Source organism: Chryseobacterium electrogenes, from assembly GCF_053553015.1.
Map to the genome: position 1 here is coordinate 2,208,600 of NZ_JBNPPB010000002.1, position 17,480 is coordinate 2,226,079.

Consider the following 17,480-nt stretch of genomic DNA (forward strand, 5'->3'; position numbering starts at 1 on the left):
AAAAATCGATTATATTCTTTGAAATAATTAGATGATTGTTTGGCCGGAAATTGATTATTTTGATTATTCTCACATATCTTTCCAAATGAATCTTGGCCACAAGAAGACTTTTCTGATTGGCAATTTGCAATCAAAGACATTAATATAATAATGTAGGAAAGACTTCTCATAATCTAATTACAAAACCGTCTCTGCCAACAATGTACCTTGGGTGTTACCATGTACAAAAACAGAAACGACATCTCCTATTTTTTGACCTTCTATCATATCGAAAACACAGACCGCATTTTGCGAGTTTCTGCCTTTCCATTGGTTTTTATTTTTTCGAGAAATCCCTTCAATTAAAACTTCATGTATTCTGCCAACATACCCCTCCATTCTTTTTCGGGATAGTTCTCCTTGCAAAGCAATAACTTCTGCTAGACGTCTTTGCTTAACATCCGCAGGGATATCGTCTTCCATCTTCTTATGTGCTGGCGTGCCTGGCCTTTCAGAATACGAGAACATATAACCGTAATCATATTCTACCTCGCGCATAAGACTTAATGTATCCTGATGGTCTTCTTCTGTTTCTGAACAAAAACCAATAATCATATCTTGTGAAAAAGAAATACCCGGAACAATTTTTTTAGCTTCTCTTATTAAATCTAAATATTCTTCTCTTGTATGTTGACGATTCATCAAATCTAAAATTCTGTTGCTACCACTCTGTACCGGAAGATGTACATAATCACAAACATTGTCATGCTTCGCAATCACATGGAAAACATCCAAGCTCATATCCTGAGGATTAGACGTAGAAAATCTAATTCTCATACTCGGAATTGCTTTCGCCACCAAATCTAATAACTTTGCAAAATCAACCGCCGTAGCTTTTTGCATTTCGCTGGCTTTAGCAAAATCTTTTTTGGGACCACCACCGTACCAAAGATAAGAATCAACATTCTGCCCTAGTAAGGTAATTTCTTTGTAACCGTTGTTCCATAATTCTTGACATTCTTGCAAAATAGAATGCGGATCGCGACTTCTCTCACGACCTCTGGTAAAAGGAACCACACAAAAAGTACACATATTATCACAACCTCTCGTAATGGTCACAAAAGCAGTTACGCCATTGCCACCTAATCTCACAGGATTGATATCTGCATAAGTTTCTTCTTTTGACAAAATAACATTGATGGCATCTCTACCATCCTCTGTTTCTTTCAGAAGATTAGGAAGATCACGGTAGGCATCTGGTCCTACGACAAGATCTACCAATTGTTCTTCTTCTAAGAATTTAGTTTTAAGACGCTCTGCCATACAGCCGAGAACGCCAACGGTAAGATTGGGTTTTTCTGCTTTAAGATTTTTGAATTGAGACAATCTCATGCGGACAGTCTGCTCTGCCTTTTCTCTGATAGAACAGGTATTGAGCAGGATAAGATCTGCCTCTTCTATCTTAAGTGTGGTATTGTAACCTTGATCGTTAAGGATAGAGGCTACAATCTCAGAATCCGAAAAATTCATCTGGCAACCGTAACTTTCTAAAAACAGTTTTTTTCCGTTTTCTGGTTTTTCGGCAATTGCAAATGCTTCTCCTTGTTTGGTTTCGTCTATATATTTTTCTTGCACTTTTAAAAAATGAATTTTAGATTTTAGAATGCAGATATTAAACTCAATTCTAAAGTCTTAATTAATCGCCAAAGATACAAAAAATGATGACAGAATGACAGTGAAAAATTACCAGGATCTAATAACCGAATGAAAATCATCTTGGGATAAGAGATTGTCTTTTTCTAATTTTTCGAATGTGATTTTTTGATTGAATTTAAAGGATTTTGGAATGCCATTAAAAGTTCCTGGCTCCCATGTGCCTTTTATTTTTAAAAGTTCAGCCATCAAAAGATCTTTCTTTTGAGCATCATAATCGCCATCAATTTCAAAATTTTCCATTTCGCCGTTTTGGTTCACGGTAAAATTAATGGAACGAACTTGTTTAGCATCTGAAAATTTTGCTTTATAAAATAAGCCTTGTATTTGTTTCTGAAACAAAGAAAGACCACCTTTAAATTGCGGCTCTACCACAATATTCTCGCTGACATTTTCTTTAGAATGTACAATCATAAAAGGATCTACGATGACTTTGGTCATTGCCAAAACCGATTCTCCGTTCAATTTTGCAGGCAACCATCTTGTAAGATGCGGAATTGTTTTTTTCCCAAAATCATAGGCACATCTATTTTTTTCAATATAATCCTCATCAGGCATCTTGACGTATTTTATAGTAGCATCTGGATACACTAAAATATCAATCTGTATATTAGCATCAGTATTTTCACATGCTTCTAGATTAAGGTCTTTGGCAATCTTACTCATATCTTGTAATATCCCTAAGCGTCCTCTTACATAAAAATCCTGCCCTAATGGAAACCGTTCTAAAGTTTCTGTTTGTGCTTGATTAAAATTAAACGCCAGTAAAAAAGTAAAAAGAATAAAATGTTTAATCATCATGGTCATAATCATTTCTATCAAAGTTTATTTGTAATATATATCGGGATTCTACGGGAGTATTTTGTGCCATTGCTGGCTTCCATTTTTGTTTTACTTTTCGCATGGCAAATTGCATATCTTCGATAAACATCTCGCTATTTTTCACTTTGGGATGGATGACTAAGTTGGATATCTTTCCCTTCTTATCTATGGTAAATACAAATGAAAATACACCATTTACTTTGTAAGTGTCTAAATCGATATAACCATGAACCATTTTCATAAATTCTTTGGTAAAAGCACTATTGCCACCTGGGAATTCGGCTTGCTGTGTAATGGTTATTGGATTGTTGGATTGTTGTGCCTGAGCAATAATGTAACTGCTTATTGCTAGAGCAAAAACTAAGAGAAGTCTTTTCATAAATTAATAGCCTATATTTCACGCGCTAATATACATAAAGTTGGCTAGCCCTGATTGTAGTGGAAATCCTTTTTTGCGAGAGGCTATGCCGAGCAAAAAAGATTGAAACGGAAAGCAGGTTCTCGGCTCCAAAAAAATTACACCAAACTATTCTTATCGGCGTGATTAAGCTTGAAAAATATAAAAGTCATCGTAGAGAATGCCAATAAAGAGCTGCCGCCGTAACTAAAATACGGCAACGGAATACCAACCGTAGGGAACAAGCCCATCACCATGCCGATATTCATGCAAAAGTGCATTAATAAAATTGAGGCAAAACAGTAACCAAAGACTCGGTTAAAGGTTGATTTTTGTTTTTCGGAGAGGTAATAAATCCTCCCTATAAATAATGCGTAACACAATACTAAAAGTGAACTTCCTGCAAATCCCCACTCTTCTCCCACGGTACAAAAGATGTAATCAGTACTTTGTTCTGGGACAAATTTACCTTGTGTGACAGAGCCTTCTTTGTAGCCTTTTCCCCAAAATCCACCTGATCCAATAGCGGTCTTAGAATATAATAAGTTATAACCTGATGTATCTCGGAAGGCACGTTCGCCTTTATATAAAACTTCGATTCTTTCTCGTTGGTGCTTTGGTAATTTTTCTAAAACAGTAGGCGTTACGAAAGAAAAAGCTGATAAAATGATAACGGTAAGCGCAACCATAGAAATGCTCATCACATTCCAATGAATTCTGTTAAGATTAAAAATAACAAATCCCGCGGCACAAACTAAAATTCCGCCTATTACAAAAATTGGATCAATCCCGATAGATGCTAGAAAAACACCTATAAATACAAACATAACGGTGAAAAACCTACCACTAAATCCTTCTCTATAAATAGCGATTAGAAAGGCTAAAAATACCATTAATGATCCTACATCGGGAATTAACAATACCACAAAACCAGGTACTCCCATGATTGCAAGACAGGTTAAAACGCATCTTGTATTTTTCATGTCAAAGTCTGGACTCGAGATATAGTTAGCCAACATTAAGGACACAGCAATTTTTGCAAATTCTACCGGTTGTAAACTGACTGGACCGAACTTGTACCAGTTTTTCTGCCCCATAATTTCTTTCCCAAAAGGAAATAGACCAATCAATAACAATACGCCAACGACATAAAAAACGACCGACATATTCTCAAAGAACTTAGTTCTCATAAAGAAGATAATCATCCCAACAAACAAAGAAACACCAAACCAAGTAAGCTGTCTTGTGCCACTGGCTGGGTCTACACTACTAATATTGAGTATTGCAAAAATACAAATCACAAAATACAAGCCTAAGCCAAACTTATCAATACCTTCTGCCCATTTCATCTTTGCGTAGTGTTTTGCTTGTTAGACTTCTTCTTATCGTTTTCTAATTTCAGGTTTTTATCATTAATGGCTCTAAGGCTATCCTGAAATTTCTTTAGTTGTATAGAATCTGGTTTAGGCGGGACATACTTTCCTATTTTCTTAAGATGCTCGGTCCATTGTCGCTTATACTCTCCTTGGAAGCTAGATGTAATCATCTTTTTATAAAGGTGCTCTCTTTTGATTTCACCTAAAAGATAACGCTCCGCAATAACTGTACAAGCTGGCCCTGCCCAAGTGGCTCCAAAACCTGCGTGCTCCATTACGGCTGCCACAACAATTTTCGGGTTTTTAGCTGGTGCAATTAATACAAAAATAGAGTTATCCTTACCCTGAGGAACCTGTGCCGTACCCGTTTTGGCAAGTTGTGTAAAATCATTAGACTTAAGACTTCTACCTGTCCCACGAAGCATAACAGCTTCCATACCTTCTAATACAGAATCGAAATGCTTAGGATCAACCTTTGTTTTTTTCTTTTCTCTAAATAGTGGGTTAGGATTAGGTTTTCCGTCTATATTTTTCACAATATGCGGTGTAATATACCAACCTTTATTAGCAACAGCAGCAGTAGCATTAGCCAATTGTAAAGGCGTCATTAATATATCGCCCTGTCCCATACCGTTAAAAACCGCATTAATAGGCTTCCAGTTTTTGCCGTTTCTTTTAAGGTAAGTATTTTCGTCGGGCATATAACCTTTACTTCCTGTGGCGATATCGTTGTTCATATAAACACCAAGACCAAAGCTTGCCATAATATCTTTCCACTCGTGCATACCTTTAGAAGGGTTACCCGGATATTTATTAAGGATTGCTAAGTAAGCATAAGAGAAATAACAGTTACTAGACACTTGTATTGACGGAATTAAAGGATCTGCACCTCCGTGACCTTTGATCCTAACACCCATATAATTAAAACCTCCACCACATGGATAGATCGTTCCGGGATTCATCACGCCCATTTCCATTGCAGAAAGTGCCGTTAATAATTTAAAAGTAGATCCTGGAGGATATGCCGCTTGGACAGATCTATCAAACATTGGCATATTAATGCTATCATTAACCAATCGATAGATATTTCTCATCTTATCTGGACCTGTAAAAAGATTAGGATCAATATCTGGGCCTGTTGCCAAGGTTAGAATCTCACCATTATTAGGATCTATTGCTACAACAGCGCCACGCTTATTAACCAACATTTCTTCGGCAATGCGTTGCAGATCATAATCAATTGTCAGGGTTAAATCTTTACCCGTAACAACCTCTTTATCTAGTTCTCCGTTTTTATAAGAGCCTATATTTCTCTGACGAATATCTTTCTGGATATATCTAATCCCTTTTTCGCCGCGTAATTCTTTTTCATAAGATCTTTCTACACCACTCATCCCAGCAATATCTCCAGGCAAATAATAGAGAGAATCTTTTTTAATATAATTATCATTAACCTGATTGGTATAGCCCAAAAGGTTGCCAGAAGTAGTAACTTCGTATTGGCGTTGTGGTCTAGAAACGATGCTAAATGCTGGATACTTAAACAAAATCTCCTGAATCCTCGCCATATCTTCTCGGCTAAGGTTTTTCATAAAAGTCATCGGAGTTAGACGAGAATAATACTTTTCTTTTTCGATGGATTTTATAATTCCTACAAATTGAGGTTTATTAATTTTCACTAAATTACAAAAACCTATTGTATCAAAATCTGGTCGCATCAGCGCACCTGTATAAGAAATCTCAAAAGACGGTTGATTACCTACTAAAATCTTCCCATTACGATCGAAAATAACACCACGTTGTGGGATGTCATATTCTTTTTTAATAGAAGTATTAGCCGCATTAAGCGCATATCGGTCTGTAAATAATTGTAAATAAGAAAGCCTAGCGATAAAAATAACCGCCACTAATGATAAAACGACAATAAGTTTGAGATACTGTGGTTTCAAATTCTTTGTTTGATTTTAAAAGCTAATGCGTAAGCGATTATAAATACGAATGATATTAAACTTGTTATGATGACATTCATTAAAATTTCGAAAAAACGAGATAATTTAAAAAATTCAACATATTGAACGACCAATTGGTGAATAAAAATACTACTTAATATAAATACTACAAACTGAAGCCATTGTAAGGATTGAAACGAAAAAAAATCTGTGGAAGTATCCGTAGAAGTCCTAAATATAACCGTTCTAAAGTAAGCTACAAAAGTGGTTGCCAAAGCATTAATCCCCCACGTTCCTAGAAAAGCATCAATACTAAGTCCCAAAAGAAAACTTAATCCTAAAAACTGAAACTTATTTCTGAAAAAAGGGTAAAACATGACAAAAACGGGATACAAAACCGGAATATATTTTCCAAATAAAGTAATCCTATTCAGTAAAAAAACCTGCACAGCAACTAAAACCGCGATGACTATAACATCAGAAAAAACGTTTCTACTTATCATCTTTCTTTATTTGAACTTGCAAAGAATCTTGTATTTTCTGCACTTCCATCTTTTTTAGATTACGTACAACATAGACTTTTTTCATAGGTCCCATTTTTTCGTTAAGCTCTACAGCTACATCCCAAAATCCCGTCTTACTATCAACCTCATAACCAGCTACTTTACCAATCATAATTCCCTTAGGAAAAATCGAAGATCGCCCATCGGTAACAACAGTATCGCCAACTTTAAGAGGGACATATTTTGGTATTTCAGAAAGGTGCATCGTCCTAGGATCTTCGCCCTTCCATGTTAAGGTCCCGAAGTAGCCCGAGTTCTTAAGCGCTGCACTAATTTTAATTTTATTAACACTTAGCACTGATTGTACTAAAGCATAATTATCGGTTGTATTAATTACAATACCAGCAATACCATTAGGCGCAATAACGCCCATTTTTGGATAGACGCCCGCATCCTTCCCTCTATTTATGGTAAAGTAATTATTCTGTCTGTTAATACTATTATAAACAACTTCACCATCTACAAAAGTATAAATCTGCCCACCACCAATAGTATCATGTACTTTTCTAAATTGTGGTGCAGCAGCGCCTTCCTTTCCATAAAGTTCTAGAAGAAGTTGCTTATTTTGCTTGACAAGATCTTCATTAGTTTGTTTTAATTTCAAATAAGAAGCACCTTCATCAATATAACCAGACATCCACGAATTAAATGCTGCAGTTTTAGCCGCTAAATACGACTGTTGCATGGCATTTTTAGAAAATATTAATATTACAGCAAGGATTTGCAGGACAATAAAGAAGACAAACAAAGCGTTCTTCGAAAATAATCTCAGCAAAAATCCCATCCGTAATGTGTGTCGTAAATATTAGAAAAAAAATTATTTAATCAAGAAATTGAATTTATCCATATTCTTAAGGGCAATACCTGTACCACGTACAACTGCTCTTAATGGATCTTCTGCAACAAATACTGGCAATCCTGTTTTTCTATGGATACGATCTGACAAACCTCTTAATAATGCTCCACCACCGGCAAGATAGATACCCGTTTTATAAATATCAGCAGCTAATTCTGGAGGCGTTAATGATAAAGTTTCCATTACAGCATCTTCAATTCTAATAATAGACTTGTCTAACGCTTTAGCTATTTCTTTATAATTAACCATAATTTCCTTAGGCTTACCTGTAATAAGATCACGACCTTGTACCGGGATATCCTCTATATCAACATCTAACTCTTCTACAGCAGATCCTACTTCAATTTTCACACGTTCTGCTGTTCTTTCGCCGATGTATAAATTATGATGCGTTCTTAGATAGTAAGCAATATCACCGGTAAAAACGTCACCAGCAATCTTAACCGACTTATCACACACAATCCCGCCTAACGCTACAACAGCAATCTCCGTTGTACCACCACCTATATCGATAACCATGTTACCTTCTGGCTTTTGCACATCAATCCCAACACCGATAGCCGCAGCCATTGGCTCATAAATAAGACGTACTTCTTTGGCATTAACTTTCTGTGCAGAATCTCTTACAGCACGTTTTTCAACCTCTGTAATCCCAGAAGGAATACAAATTACAATTCTCAAAGCTGGCTGAAATAATTTTCCTTTAATCCCAGGAATCTGCTTAATAAACTCCTTAATCATATGCTCAGACGCATGAAAATCAGCGATAACACCATCTTTCAATGGACGGACCGTCTTGATATCCTCGTGTGTTTTCCCTTGCATATGCTTCGCCTGCTCGCCTACAGCGATTGGCTTACCAGTCTGTCTTTCTATCGCAACGATAGATGGCTGGTCTATAACTATTTTATTGTTATGTATGATAAGTGTATTCGCTGTTCCTAAGTCTATGGCAATTTCTTGCGTAAACATATCTAATAAACCCATTTTTCTCTGTCTATATTAATTCACAAAGATATAAATTTAACATGAGTCTAAAGATTTTATCTATCGTCAAAATGGTTAAAATTTTATTAAAATTAAAAAACTTATCCACAATCATCGTTTTAGTAAAAATGCTCTAAGTTTACACTCTATAAGCTAAGTATTTAGACCTATTATAAATGACCTTTATCATAGCTAATATAGATAATATCACTTTAAATTTATCATTTTAAAAGCGTAACTTTGCGTCTGCAAAATGAATCATAAAAATCACATCCACAAAACAGCCAATTTTGCCGTTTTGAGTGTCAGTTATGAAAAAGCTGACGCCGAAACTAGAGGTAAATTTGCCTTTTTTGATGAGCATATAAAGTCCTTTGTCAACCAAATTCACGAGCAAGAATATGGTGACGCCTTTGTTGTTTCTACCTGTAATCGTACAGAGATCTATACAACAACTCAAAACTATCTATTAATTGCCGAACAATACTGCAAGACAATTGGCGTAAGCCTTACCGAGTTTTTGCAATATGTTAACATTTTACAACGAGAAGATGCGATGTTGCATTTGTTTCGTGTGGCAGCTGGACTAGAAAGCCAAATTATAGGCGATTTCGAAATTGTATCTCAAATTAAGAATGCCTACAATAGATTCAAAAGATACAAAGGCAGCTCTAATCCTTTCTTAGAAAGAGCAATTAATTCTGCAATTCAAATTTCTAAAAGAATTAAAACAGAAACTGGTATTAGCAATGGTGCAGCCTCTGTATCTTACGCTGCTGTACATTATATTCTTAATAAAAACATTAATGTTTCTGAGAAAAATATCCTGCTTCTTGGCGTTGGTGAGATAGGCCAAAATACGATAGAAAACTTAGTAAAACATGTTGACCAACCCAAAATAAAAATTGCCAACAGATCTTTTGAAAAGGCAGAAAAGATTGCAGAAAAGTACAATATCTCTCAGATTAACTTTGAGGATTTTTCTGAAGAATTAGTAAAAACAGATATCTTGATAGTTGCTACTGGCGCACAGAAGTATATTGTAAATCCTGACAACTTTCCTAAGAATAAAGAAATGCTTGTCATAGACTTATCAATACCAAATAACGTGGCAAAGGAAATTGGTAATTTAGAAGATGTAACCTTAATAGATGTTGATCAATTGTCCCAACAGATTTCTGATACAATGGAGCAACGCAAAAAAGAAATTCCTAAAGCAGAAGGCATTATTAAAGAAATGAGCAAGGAATTTACAGATTGGGAGCACAAAAGAAAATATGCTCCAACAATTAACAGCTTCAAAAATTCATTAAAAAACATTGAAGCCAACGAGCTTCATAACATCCACAAACGTCATCAATATGCCAAGATTGAAGACATGGAATTATCTAATAAGTTGGTACAAAAAATAACCAATCGGTTCGCTAAGTATATCTTAGAAAACCCTTGGAAAGCAGATGAAGTTTCAAAACTTTTGGAGGACATTTTGGTTCTTCAGAATCAAAAAAAACAATAATAATGAAGACCATTAAAATTGGCACCAGAAATAGTCCTTTAGCCTTATGGCAAGCCCACGAAGTTGCAGATCAACTTCAGCAATTAGGATATGAGACTACCATTGCTCCTATCTTATCTTCTGGCGACAAGAATCTAAATCTTCCGTTATATGCAATGGGCATTACTGGTGTTTTTACCAAAGATCTAGACATTGCACTTCTTAATAAAGAAATAGATATTGCAGTACATTCTCTTAAAGATGTACCGACACAGTTACCGCAAGGCGTACAGATAAGCGCAGTGCTAGCACGCGACTTTCCGCAAGATGTTTTAGTCAGAAAAGAAAGTGCCAAACATAAAGAGCTCAAAGATCTAAAAATAGCAACAAGCAGCTTGAGAAGACGTGCTTTTTGGTCACAACTTTTCCCAGAAACAGAATTTGCTGACATTAGAGGCAACGTACAGACAAGATTAAAAAAACTAGAAGATGGCGTAGCAGATGCTACATTATTCTCTCTGGCTGGATTAGAAAGAATGAATCTCAATATCACTTTTGAGCATCTAGACTTTATGTTACAAGCACCGTCGCAAGGCGTTATTGGCATTGCTCATCTTTCTGACAACGAAGAATTAACGACTATTCTATCTAAAATCAATCACGAAGAAACCAAAATCTGTGTTGAGATCGAACGTCAATTTTTACAAACCTTAGAAGGTGGCTGTACTGCACCAATTGGCGCAAAAGCAGAATTAATAGGGAATCAAATTAGATTTCTTGGACGCCTTTGTTCTTTGGATGGAAAAAACAGCATCAACGTTGATGAAACCATTAACTGGAATCCTGAACAAAACTTCGGGAAAGAATTGGCAGAGCAAGTTCTTGACAACGGTGGTCGCGAAATGATGGCCTTGATTAAAACTCAAATTAAAGCTTAAAAGTTTTAATTTAAAACTATCTTAACAAGCTCAATATAAAAGCGTTGTGATTAGTCACTATTTTTCTCAAACTGTTACTCTGAGCTTGTTAAAGGCTTAAATAAGATAATATATTTCAAAATGAAATTACTATTGACCAAACATCTAAAACCTGCACTAATTTCCGAATTGGAAAAGGATTTTTTGGTTGATATCATTGATGTTATAGAAATTAAAACAATCAATTTTTCAGCAATTGATATAGACAACAAAGCTTTAATTTTCACGAGCATTAATGCAGTGAAAAGTTTTTTTGAGAATCCGCTTTCGAAAAATTTAACCCAAACTCAAAAAATATTTTGCGTAGGTTTACAATCCGAAAACTTTTTAAAGAACAAAGGTTTTAAGGTTATTAAAACTGAAAAAAATGCAGAAGATCTTTCTCAATTTATAGTTTTAAATTTCGAAGAAGAGCAATTTGTTCATTTTTGCGGAAATTTAGCCTTAGAAACGATTGGCAAAATATTGACCGAGCATAACATTAGTTATCAAAAAGTCACGGCTTACACGACAGAATTATTATCGCCTAAAGTTGAAAGTGATTATGATGCGGTAGCATTTTTTAGTCCAAGTGGCGTAAGAAGCTTTGTCAAAAATAATTCCTTAGAAGGTAAAGCTTTGTTTTCTATTGGAGATACAACAACTAAAGAAATAAACAATTGGACAGATCTTATTGTGATGACAAGTCCAGATAATACAACCGACGATTTATTAAAGCTGATTCGTGATTACGCATCGGCAAAGCATTAATATTATGATTAAAAACGATTTATACCTAAGAGCTTTACGTGGCGAAACTGTAGAAAGACCTCCAGTGTGGATGATGAGACAAGCGGGAAGATATCTTCCTGAGTTCATAGAACTTCGCAATCAATATGATTTTTTCACACGTTGTCAGACGCCAGAATTAGCAGCAGAAATTACTGTACAACCTATCAGAAGATTTCCGTTGGATGCGGCAATTTTATTTTCTGATATCTTGGTTGTTCCGCAAGCAATGGGCATCGATTTTAAAATGAAAGAATCTGTTGGTCCTTGGTTAGATAATCCTATCAGAACCAAAGAACAAGTAGACGCCGTGGTTGTACCTGATGTTAATGATACTTTGGGCTACGTTTTTGATGCGATAGAATTGACATTGCAGAAGCTTGATAATAATATTCCGTTAATTGGATTTGCGGGAAGTCCGTGGACAATTCTTTGCTATTGTATCGAAGGTAAGGGTTCTAAGGATTTCAATATTGCGAAATCATTTTGTTTTCTACAGCCAGAAGCCGCTCACAAATTGTTACAAAAAATTACAGATACAACCATTGCTTATCTTAAGAGAAAAGTAGAAAAAGGCGTATCTGCCGTACAGATTTTTGATTCTTGGGGCGGGATGTTATCTCCGGCTGATTATCAAGAATTTTCTTGGCAATATATTAATCAGATTGTAGAAGCATTGAGCGTTGTATCTCCAGTTGTAGTCTTTGGGAAAGGCTGTTGGTTTGCTCTAGAAGAAATGTCGAAATCTAAAGTTTCTGCATTAGGAGTAGATTGGACAATAACACCAGAGTTAGCTAGACAATTCACCAATAATAATATCACGCTGCAAGGTAACTTTGATCCTGCGAGATTACATTCTTCACCAGAAGTGATTAGAAAAATGGTTCACGAGATGATTGACCGTTTCGGGAAAGATAAATATATTGCGAATCTAGGTCATGGTATTTTACCTAATATTCCGGTAGAAAACGCAGAAGCCTTTATCCGCGCTGTTGTTGAGTGGAAAGCTTAAAATAAACAACATTCTTATAAAAAAAATAAATCCCTGAAACATAATGCTTCAGGGATTTACTATTTAGAAGAAAACGATTTACTCTTCCTCAGCTTTCTTAGCTTGATCAATTGGTTGCTCATTAGCTTTTTTCTCCTGATCAGCTTGCTGTTCTTGGTTTGCATTAGGATCGCTCATTTTCACTTGATTGTCCTCTAGGACAACTTCAGATTTTAATGTTGTATCCGCTGCTGCTGAGTCCACTGCTACTGCAGCTTTCTCTGTTGTTGCATCATTGTTTTTCGTTTCTGTAGTTTGCGCGCTTGCAAATGCTACTCCTGCTGTTAATAATACAGCTGTGAAAATTACCTTTTTCATAAGACTTTATTTTTAAGTGTTTACAATTCTATAAACGACAAGATTCAGTCCAATTGTATAAGCAAAAACCAACTTTAACGCAAATTATTAAACTTTATGAGCTTTTAAGCTTTTTTTTATTTATCTAAAATTTTTCTTAATTTTTCTACAAAAACATAGGTAGCTGGGCAGATTTCTGTATTCTTTAGAGTAAGGTGATTAATCTGATAGATTTTCTTTCTATCCGTGTGTGGATACTCTCTGCAAGCTTTGGGGCGCACATCATAGATATTACATTTGTTATCATTTTCGTCCAAGAAAAAGCAAGGCGTAGATTGCAATACCCAATCCTGATCCTCATCTATACGCAGGAATTTTGCCTCAAATTCCGAAATCTTCATCCTTAGATGCTTGGCAATTCTCTCCTTATCTTTCTCTGTAAAAAGCGGTCCCGTAGTCTTACAACAGTTAGCACAAGACAAACAATCGATCTCTTGGAAAGTTTCTTCATGCTGATCTTCTACCAAATAATCCAGATTTTTTGGTGGTTTTTTCTTCAAAGATTCCAAAAACTTTTTGTGTTCTTTATGCTTTTGCTGCGCTGATTGTCTATAAAATTCTAAATCCAAAGTCTATTTTTAAGGCTACAAATTTACTCATTTTTTGGGCGCCATTTCCAGCTTTCGCTACTCGCTGTTATATTGTTATTGCTTCGTAACCTCCGCAAGAACAATATAACGAGCTTAGACAGACCGCTCAATCTGGGGCGCAGAGTCGTGTTTCCAATTTAATTTTAGATAACAGATCTAGGATTTTAGAATTATGATTCCATATTGATAAATTATTGCATTGATTCATTGTTACACTAACATACAAATCCTAACTTTGTAAATATGAAAACGATAGAAACCCGCGATGACATAGAATTTCTCGTGAATGATTTTTATAGTAAAATTATTAAAGACGAAGAAATAGGATTTTTTTTCACCAAAATTGCCAAAATAGATCTGTCAAAACATCTACCCAAAATGTATAATTTCTGGGAAAGTATTTTGATAGGTAATCCTGTATATGAAGGCAATCCTATGCGCGTACATTTTCCTATTAATCAAGTAGCAGCTTTAGAAGAACAACATTTCCAACGCTGGCTACAACTTTGGGAAGAAAGTATCAGCACTCATTTTATTGGGGACAACGCAGAAATTGCACTACAACGTGCTCAAAATATTGCCAGAATTATGGCACACAAAATGAAAATGGCGCGGTCCTAAAGATGATGACCAAGCCAACAATCCATATAATCTGTCAGCATATGGAACAGTAATCCTACGGCGATAATCCTAAGATTTCCTTTGAAGAATAATAAACAAATATAAATTGCAATCGCCCAGTAACTGTGCAAATAGTGGTAATTAATACTACACCTATTGGGATCAAAAATTGGCGTTGCAAAAAGGTGATCCAGATCTACCAGCATGGTCATCAGCATTAAGAAATATGCCTTTTTCCAGTCTTTTCTGAAGAAAGCAAATGCCAACACCAACGGAAACCCAAAATGTAAAAAATAATGAACAATAACTCTAAAAAACTCCATATTAAATTGTCCCTTTTAGATAATCTTGGCGTACGCTTTCTTCCAACTTTTCGATAGAATATCTTAGGCAAGTTCTTGGTATATTATGATAATGATGATTGAGGAAACTCAATAATTCGGATTCATTTTTTTTGCCCATTTCGCGGAGTAGCCAGCCATTAGCTTTATGCATCAAATCATGCGGATGATGCAGATTTCTTTCGACAAATTCTTTAGTTAATCCTAATTGACCTTTCTTAATATAAAACATCGTCCCGACCACCGCAATTCTCTTATGCCACATATCCTCTGACAGAGATAGATCTCGCAATAATTGATCTTGTTGATTCTCATAAGCAAACCTTCCTAAAATCTTGTAACAAGAACTATCTACCAAATCCCAATTATTGATAAATTGTAAATGCGCCAAATAGAAATCTACAATCTCTTGCTGAATTAAAGGTTCTTTTTTAGCTTTTTCAAATTTAGAAACTAAAATAAAAAGTGCTGTCGATCGCTCTTCATGATAAGGAGAATTGATTAACTGCGATAACTCTGCTAAAGTTATTTTTAACATAAAATCTTTAGCTACTTGTCTCTGATCTGGCACGGTAACACCTAGAAATAAGTCGCCTTCGCCGTATTCTCCTTTCCCTGTCTTGAAGAATCTTGGGTAAAATTCTGCTTTCTCAGGAATGGATAATACAGCCAAAGCTTCTTTAATATCTTTTACAACGGTCATTAACGATTGAGTTCTTTTTGAAAAGCGTCAAGATACAAGGCAATATGATGTCCGTCCATTAAGGCGTGATGTGCTTCTATAGAAACGGGTAACATTTTTCGCCCATTTTTTTCGGTAAATTTACCAAAGACAATTCGCGGAATACATTCTTTGTTATTAACATTAGAAGGATGCAAAATCGCAGAAAAATGATGCCAAGGAAATGTAGAATGTCTAATCAAATTAACATCCAAATCTTCGTTACTTAATCTTAATCCCGTAGAATTTTGCACAGCAAGAATTTCATTTTGAAGATTATTATTAAAAGTATCAAAGTCCTCAGAAAACTCTATAAAAGCGAATCCAAACGTCCCATCTTCTCTGGCAATTGTAGATCCTGCATGGATAATATCATATTGATATACTTTGTCATCAACAATTCTAAGTTTGAAAGCATCAACCTGATTAACCGCAACCATAGAACGGTGCAGATAATGCGCAAAAAAAGATTGATTTTTATCTTTTGACAATTGATAGATGGCTGTACAATCTACTTCGGCTACAATACCAAAGGACGGCTGATCCATCTTAGAAAAGAACTCATAATGTTCTTTTCTGTTCCAAGAATTGAGGTTAATCTCTGTTTTCATTATTATATAGATTCTTCTACATCTAGCTCTTCTTCTAATTCTTTTTCTTCTGACGCAATCTTTTTCGGGTTGGCAACTTTACCAATACTTAGACCTTGTACAATGATAGAGAATACAACAACGCAATAAGTGATACTTAAGATAATTTCGCTGTAATCACTCTTAGGGATAGACATTGCTAACGCAATAGATACACCACCTCTAATACCTCCCCAAACTAAAACTTTAACCGTCTGTGGTGTAAATCTAGTCTTAAAGGACATAAATTGCGTTGGTCCCCAGATTGAAATAAATCGTGCTATTAAAACCACAACAATTGCAATTAATCCAGGAATCATATAATGCTGAAGATCTTTAATCATCAATAATTCGAAACCAATGAATAAGAATAAAACGGCATTAAGAATCTCATCTATAAGCTCCCAAAATTTAATCAAATAATCTTGAGTCACAGATTTCATTTTAAAACCTTTATTAAAATTACCCATAAATAATCCAGCTGCAACCATTGTTAATGGCCCAGAAATATGCATCTGATGCGCAATAAGATAACCTCCCATCACAACGGAAAGCGTAACTAAAACAGATAAAATATAATCATCTACTTCACGCATTAATTTTGATGTAGAATATCCTAACAAAACACCTAACAACAATCCACCGCCAGCTTCTTTAAGCAACAAAAGACCAATACTTTCTCCTGTAATTTCTATATCTGTCCCAATAGCTAACTGCAATAAAACCGCAAAAACAACAACCGCCATACCATCATTAAAGAGGGATTCTCCAGCAACTTTTGTTTTTAAAGCCGTAGTTACATTAGCTTGTTTCAATATACTCAATACAGCTACAGGGTCTGTTGGAGAAATTAATGCTCCAAATACCAAACAATAAATTAATGGCATATCTATCCCTACAAGAGGTAAAAGATAATAAACACCAAAACCAACAATAAAAGTAGAAATGACAACACCTACCGTAGAAAAAATGACCACTGGCCAGAATTCTTCTTTAAGATCATTGATGTTAATATGGATACCTCCTGCAAAAAGTAAGAAATTAAGCATTGCTCCCATAAGAACTTCGGTAAAATCAATGCTGGTCATAAGGTCATGAAGATGACCAAAAGTTTTAGGTAATACGCTTTCTCCAAAAAGAACAAGAAAGGTAGAAACAACAATGGCGATAACCATGATGCCAATTGTACTCGGTAGTTTTAAAAATCGATAGTTGATGTAAGCAAATATCGATGCCAAAACAATTAAGACCGAGAATGAATAATATAATTCCATATTTTAATAAGTGT

The 17,480-nt window shown here is 35.3% G+C and carries 19 protein-coding genes; 5 read left to right on the plus strand and 14 right to left on the minus strand.

The window, feature by feature from the left end:
- Positions 1 to 177: 177 nt before the first annotated feature.
- From miaB to ACQQ6V_RS10170, 8 genes are all read right to left on the minus strand, one after another.
- Positions 178 to 1,614, minus strand: coding sequence for a tRNA (N6-isopentenyl adenosine(37)-C2)-methylthiotransferase MiaB (gene miaB, locus ACQQ6V_RS10135; RefSeq protein ID WP_448845403.1), 1,437 nt, complete (start codon positions 1,612 to 1,614; stop codon positions 178 to 180).
- A gap of 108 nt (positions 1,615 to 1,722) precedes the next feature.
- A complete protein-coding gene (locus ACQQ6V_RS10140; RefSeq protein WP_448845404.1) occupies positions 1,723 to 2,493 on the minus strand; it encodes a hypothetical protein in 771 nt (256 codons plus the stop codon).
- Positions 2,483 to 2,893, minus strand: coding sequence for an energy transducer TonB (locus ACQQ6V_RS10145; protein WP_448845405.1), 411 nt, complete (start codon positions 2,891 to 2,893; stop codon positions 2,483 to 2,485). The genes ACQQ6V_RS10140 and ACQQ6V_RS10145 overlap by 11 nt, the downstream gene beginning before the upstream one ends.
- A 137-nt stretch (positions 2,894 to 3,030) precedes the next feature.
- A complete protein-coding gene (gene rodA / locus ACQQ6V_RS10150) occupies positions 3,031 to 4,260 on the minus strand; it encodes a rod shape-determining protein RodA (RefSeq protein WP_448845406.1) in 1,230 nt (409 codons plus the stop codon).
- A complete protein-coding gene (locus ACQQ6V_RS10155) occupies positions 4,257 to 6,236 on the minus strand; it encodes a peptidoglycan D,D-transpeptidase FtsI family protein (protein WP_448845407.1) in 1,980 nt (659 codons plus the stop codon). Before ACQQ6V_RS10155 ends, rodA begins: the two co-directional genes overlap by 4 nt.
- Entirely contained in the window at positions 6,233 to 6,739 is a 507-nt protein-coding gene (locus ACQQ6V_RS10160; RefSeq protein WP_448845408.1) for a rod shape-determining protein MreD, read from the minus strand. The genes ACQQ6V_RS10155 and ACQQ6V_RS10160 overlap by 4 nt, the downstream gene beginning before the upstream one ends.
- Positions 6,729 to 7,583: a rod shape-determining protein MreC gene (mreC, locus tag ACQQ6V_RS10165; RefSeq protein ID WP_448845409.1), complete on the minus strand. Its 855-nt coding sequence runs from the start codon at positions 7,581 to 7,583 to the stop codon at positions 6,729 to 6,731. The genes ACQQ6V_RS10160 and mreC overlap by 11 nt, the downstream gene beginning before the upstream one ends.
- Positions 7,584 to 7,616: 33 nt before the next feature.
- Positions 7,617 to 8,642, minus strand: coding sequence for a rod shape-determining protein (locus tag ACQQ6V_RS10170; RefSeq protein WP_448845410.1), 1,026 nt, complete (start codon positions 8,640 to 8,642; stop codon positions 7,617 to 7,619).
- Positions 8,643 to 8,895: 253 nt separating this feature from the next.
- On the opposite strand from ACQQ6V_RS10170, the gene hemA reads away from it, so the two are divergent.
- From hemA to hemE, 4 genes are all read left to right on the plus strand, one after another.
- Positions 8,896 to 10,158 (plus strand): glutamyl-tRNA reductase, encoded by a 1,263-nt coding sequence (gene hemA / locus ACQQ6V_RS10175; protein ID WP_448845411.1) that lies wholly within the window; start codon positions 8,896 to 8,898, stop codon positions 10,156 to 10,158.
- A 2-nt stretch (positions 10,159 to 10,160) separates the two neighbouring features.
- Positions 10,161 to 11,075, plus strand: a complete 915-nt coding sequence (hemC, locus tag ACQQ6V_RS10180) for a hydroxymethylbilane synthase (RefSeq protein WP_448845412.1) — start codon at positions 10,161 to 10,163, stop codon at positions 11,073 to 11,075.
- 120 nt (positions 11,076 to 11,195) lie between these two features.
- Positions 11,196 to 11,864 (plus strand): uroporphyrinogen-III synthase, encoded by a 669-nt coding sequence (locus ACQQ6V_RS10185; RefSeq protein WP_448845413.1) that lies wholly within the window; start codon positions 11,196 to 11,198, stop codon positions 11,862 to 11,864.
- A gap of 4 nt (positions 11,865 to 11,868) precedes the next feature.
- Positions 11,869 to 12,894 carry a uroporphyrinogen decarboxylase gene (hemE, locus tag ACQQ6V_RS10190; RefSeq protein WP_448845414.1) on the plus strand — a complete coding sequence of 342 codons (1,026 nt, stop codon included), beginning with the start codon at positions 11,869 to 11,871 and terminating at the stop codon, positions 12,892 to 12,894.
- Positions 12,895 to 12,972: 78 nt separating this feature from the next.
- Here the strand turns inward: hemE and ACQQ6V_RS10195 are convergent, their stop codons facing one another.
- Positions 12,973 to 13,251: a hypothetical protein gene (locus tag ACQQ6V_RS10195; RefSeq protein WP_448845415.1), complete on the minus strand. Its 279-nt coding sequence runs from the start codon at positions 13,249 to 13,251 to the stop codon at positions 12,973 to 12,975.
- Positions 13,252 to 13,367: 116 nt separating this feature from the next.
- Complete coding sequence (locus ACQQ6V_RS10200; protein ID WP_448845416.1) at positions 13,368 to 13,859, minus strand: YkgJ family cysteine cluster protein; 492 nt, start codon at positions 13,857 to 13,859, stop codon at positions 13,368 to 13,370.
- Positions 13,860 to 14,123: 264 nt separating this feature from the next.
- Here ACQQ6V_RS10200 and ACQQ6V_RS10205 point away from each other — a divergent pair, with 264 nt between their 5' ends.
- Positions 14,124 to 14,501, plus strand: coding sequence for a group III truncated hemoglobin (locus tag ACQQ6V_RS10205; protein ID WP_448845417.1), 378 nt, complete (start codon positions 14,124 to 14,126; stop codon positions 14,499 to 14,501).
- Here the strand turns inward: ACQQ6V_RS10205 and ACQQ6V_RS10210 are convergent.
- From ACQQ6V_RS10210 to ACQQ6V_RS10225, 4 genes are read right to left on the minus strand one after another with little or no spacing between them, the layout of a single operon-like run.
- Positions 14,498 to 14,824, minus strand: a complete 327-nt coding sequence (locus ACQQ6V_RS10210) for a DUF6122 family protein (RefSeq protein ID WP_448845418.1) — start codon at positions 14,822 to 14,824, stop codon at positions 14,498 to 14,500. The two genes, ACQQ6V_RS10205 and ACQQ6V_RS10210, sit on opposite strands and share 4 nt — an antisense overlap.
- A 1-nt stretch (position 14,825) precedes the next feature.
- Positions 14,826 to 15,545, minus strand: coding sequence for a DNA alkylation repair protein (locus tag ACQQ6V_RS10215; RefSeq protein WP_448845419.1), 720 nt, complete (start codon positions 15,543 to 15,545; stop codon positions 14,826 to 14,828).
- Positions 15,545 to 16,174: a CatA-like O-acetyltransferase gene (locus tag ACQQ6V_RS10220; RefSeq protein WP_448845420.1), complete on the minus strand. Its 630-nt coding sequence runs from the start codon at positions 16,172 to 16,174 to the stop codon at positions 15,545 to 15,547. Before ACQQ6V_RS10220 ends, ACQQ6V_RS10215 begins: the two co-directional genes overlap by 1 nt.
- 2 nt (positions 16,175 to 16,176) lie before the next feature.
- Positions 16,177 to 17,466: a cation:proton antiporter gene (locus tag ACQQ6V_RS10225; protein WP_448845421.1), complete on the minus strand. Its 1,290-nt coding sequence runs from the start codon at positions 17,464 to 17,466 to the stop codon at positions 16,177 to 16,179.
- Positions 17,467 to 17,480 lie beyond the last annotated feature (14 nt).